General features: G+C 51.3%; 3 protein-coding genes. All 3 read left to right on the top strand.

Translation table 11 applies throughout. The features are described from left to right. On the top strand, positions 1–664 hold a 664-nt coding region (gene holA, locus KB557_RS09850; protein WP_255133752.1), incomplete at its 5' end, for a DNA polymerase III subunit delta. A 24-nt stretch (positions 665–688) separates the two neighbouring features. Beyond that, positions 689–2,455, top strand: a complete 1,767-nt coding sequence (locus tag KB557_RS09845; RefSeq protein ID WP_255133750.1) for an aspartate kinase — start codon at positions 689–691, stop codon at positions 2,453–2,455. Beyond that, on the top strand, positions 2,452–3,563 hold a 1,112-nt coding region (locus tag KB557_RS09840; protein WP_255133748.1), incomplete at its 3' end, for a sugar transferase. The genes KB557_RS09845 and KB557_RS09840, both read left to right, overlap by 4 nt.

Raw genomic sequence — 3,563 nt, 5'->3', positions numbered from 1 at the left:
CAGCAAACCAGATGCCCGCCTAAAAAGCAGCAAAGCCCTTAGGGCGGTGGCAATTGAAAAAAGTTTTGCACTTCCTGCGATCTGGGATGGAGCCGGCCAGCTCGATTTAGTGCTGAACACCGCCGCTGCCATGGGCCTGCAAATCAGCCCAGAAGCGGCAGAGGCCCTAGCCGAGAGCGTTGGCAATAACAGCAGCCGGCTGGCAGGGGAATTGGAAAAACTCAGCCTCTACTGCGGTGATCAAAAGATCAATATCGATGCGGTGGCGGCCCTAGCGGGCCCCAGCCAACACAACGCCTTAGCGGCGGGGGAAGCCCTGCTGGCGGGCAAGGTGGGGGAAGCCCTGCTGCAACTCGATTGCTTAGTGGCAGCAAACGAGCCGCCGTTGCGATTACTGGCGGCCCTTACCAGCCAGCTGCGCGGTTGGCTTTGGGTGAGCCTGCTGGATCGCCAAGGGGAACAAGACGTTGCTGTGATTGCAAAAGCAGCAGGAATTGGCAATCCCAAACGCATTTATGTAATGCGCAAGCAATTACGCGGTAAGTCGCCAGATCTATTGCTAAAGCTGATGGGTCAATTGCTAGAGGTGGAGGCTGCACTCAAATTGGGCGTTAACGCTAGCGATGCTTTTAGGGATGGTTTCTTGATGGGGCTACACGGATAATCAAGCAGGGGATTATTTGTAGTTATGGCGCTGCTGGTTCAAAAATTCGGTGGCACTTCTGTTGGCAGCGTGGAACGGCTGCAAGCGGTGGCCAAACGGGTGGCCGCTAGCCGGGCAGAAGGTCACGATTTAGTGGTGGTGGTATCAGCCATGGGCCGCACCACCGATGAACTCACAACTTTGGCCAAAGCGGTTAACCCCGATCCCCCCCAGCGGGAACTAGACATGCTTCTGGCCACTGGTGAACAGGTGTCGATCGCCCTATTAGCGATGGCCCTGCAAGCGGAAGGGGTGGCCGCTATCTCAATGACAGGCCCCCAAGTGGGCATCGTTACCGAATCAGCCCACGGCCGCGCCCGCATCTTGGAGGTGCGCACCGATCGGCTGCAACGCAAGTTGCAAGAAGGTTTTGTGGTGGTAGTGGCAGGGTTTCAAGGCACCAGCAGCGGCGGCGGCGGCAGCCAAGAAATCACCACCCTTGGCCGCGGTGGTTCAGACACCTCTGCTGTGGCCCTTGCTGCTGCCTTAGGGGCAGAAGCCTGTGAAATTTATACCGATGTGGATGGCGTGCTCAGCACTGATCCCCGCAAGGTGCCAGAAGCGCAGCTGATGGCTCAGGTGTCTTGCGACGAAATGCTCGAATTAGCAAGCCTTGGCGCAGCGGTATTGCATCCAAGGGCGGTGGAAATCGCCCGCAATTACGGCGTACCCCTTGTGGTGAGATCAAGCTGGAGCGAAGCCCCAGGCACCCGTTTATTTAGTAGTGGCGGGCGGCGCCCAATCGGTAATCACGGTTTAGAGCTAGGTAAACCAGTTGATGGCGCTGAACTACTGGAAGGGCAAGCGGTATTGGCCTTAGCCCATGTGCCCCACACACCAGGGATCGCAGCACTTTTATTTGAAGCGTTATCAAATGCCGAGCTAACGGTTGATCTAATCGTTCAAGCCACCCATGAAGGCCAAAGCAACGACATTGCCTTCACTTTGGAAGAAAATGAACTGGAAAGGGCTAGCCAGGTTTGCCGCCAACTACTGGGGGAGAAATGCGAACTCAAGGCTCAAGCGGGCCTTGCAAAATTAAGCATCGCCGGCGCCGGCATCATGGGCCGGCCAGGGGTGGCGGCGAAATTATTTGATGGCCTCAGCCAAACCGGCATCAGTTTGCGCATGATTGCCACCAGTGAAGTGAAAGTGAGTTGTGTAATCCAAGGGGATCAAGGTGAAAAAGCACTACGCACCACCGCCCAAGCCTTTGGGCTAACGGAAGCGCAACTGCGCCATAACCCAAGCCCCAGCGGCAGTGGTGAACCGGAGGTGCGCGGTGTTGCCCTTGATGTGAACCAGGTGCAGTTAGCAGTGAGCCACGTACCTGATAAACCGGGCTCTGCAGCTGCACTTTGCAGAGCGTTAGCCGATGCCGGCCTCAGCCTCGACACAATCGTGCAATCAGAGCGTCAAAGCCAAAGCCCGATGGGCAGCTGCCGCGATATTGCCTTTACGCTGCCCAAAAATGATCATCAGAGGGCATTAAAGGCTCTGGGACAATTAATTAAGCAATGGACTAACGCTGAAATCATCACAGGGCCTGCCATCGCTCGGGTGAGCGCAGTTGGAGCAGGGATGCCCTGCACCGCTGGCACTGCTGCAAGATTATTTCGCGCCTTAGCTGATGCTGAAATAAACATAGAAATGATCGCCACCAGCGAGATCAGAATCAGTTGCGTGGTAGCAGAAGCAGATGGCGATCGGGCCTTGCAAGCTGTGCATAAAGCATTCGGGCTAGATAAATGAGCTGGCTGCGCCATCGCCAACAATTACTTTTTACCGCCGCCGTAGATGCAATATTCATTGTTATCGCTGTGCCTTTGATCAGCGAAGCAAGGCATGGTGAACAACTAAATTCAGCAACACAAACGCTTGGCTTAATTTGTAGTTATTGGATTTTAGGTTGGTTATTTGGGAGTTATTCACTGCTGCGTTGGCCCAAATTAAAATGGAATCAATTAGTGCAGAGGGTGGGTTTAAGCGCCCTTGCAACTTTAGTGCTCGCTCTTACTCTCGGTTGGTTAAGTAAAACCACACCCTTGCAATTACCTTTGCTGCAGCGGGGTAACATCGGCCCATTAATGCTTAGCACTGCATTCGCATCTGTGCTCTTGCGTGCAATGCTGCATAGATTACAAACGCAGCGATCAAACACATTTCAAATACTAGTAGATCAATCAGAAAAAGATCAAGTAGAAACCGAATGGTTACGGAATAATAGGCAATCTCCAAATACCACAACATTTGATCTTTTTGATATTTCATTAACAGCTCCTGGTGGGCTTCTAGCGATAAGCCCCATTATTCAAAAAACAAAAGATCTAGAGCCAATATTCCAAACAACACTTGTGCAGAAAACTAGATTGCTAAGTTTAGCCCAGCTGGCAGAAGAAGAACTGCAACGTATTCCTGCCCACTGGTTAGATGAATCGATAGTCCAATTAAGTGGATTAGCCAACGGACGTAAAATTGGAATAAACTCCCAATTAAAACGTTTGGCTGATTTAATACTTGGAATTTTACTAATACTAATTGCAACTATCACTTTATTTCCAATAGCGATAGCAATTCACTTGCATGATCACGGCCCAATATTTTATTCTCAAATACGCACCGGCCTTTTTGGAGAATCATTCATAATTTATAAGTTGCGAACTATGCAGCAAACAGCAGAAGAGAATGGAGCGCAATGGAGCAACCCAGGAGATAAGAGAATTACTCCAATAGGGATGTGGTTAAGACGCAGTCGCTTGGATGAGTTACCACAATTATTAAATATAATCAAAGGTGAAATGAGCTTTATAGGCCCAAGGCCGGAGAGGCCAGAACTAGAACGTGATTTAGAAGTTCATAT

The sequence above is a fragment of the Synechococcus sp. Cruz CV12-2-Slac-r genome, assembly GCF_024346075.1.
In the GTDB taxonomy this organism is placed as follows: domain Bacteria; phylum Cyanobacteriota; class Cyanobacteriia; order PCC-6307; family Cyanobiaceae; genus Synechococcus_D.
Note: the sequence above shows the minus strand (reverse complement) of the source record. Positions and strands in the feature narration are given on the sequence as shown.

Excerpts from the sequence above, each read along its gene's own strand:
- KB557_RS09845 (WP_255133750.1), top strand. The coding sequence starts at position 689 with ATGGCGCTGCTGGTTCAAAAATTCGGTGGCACTTCTGTTGGCAGCGTG.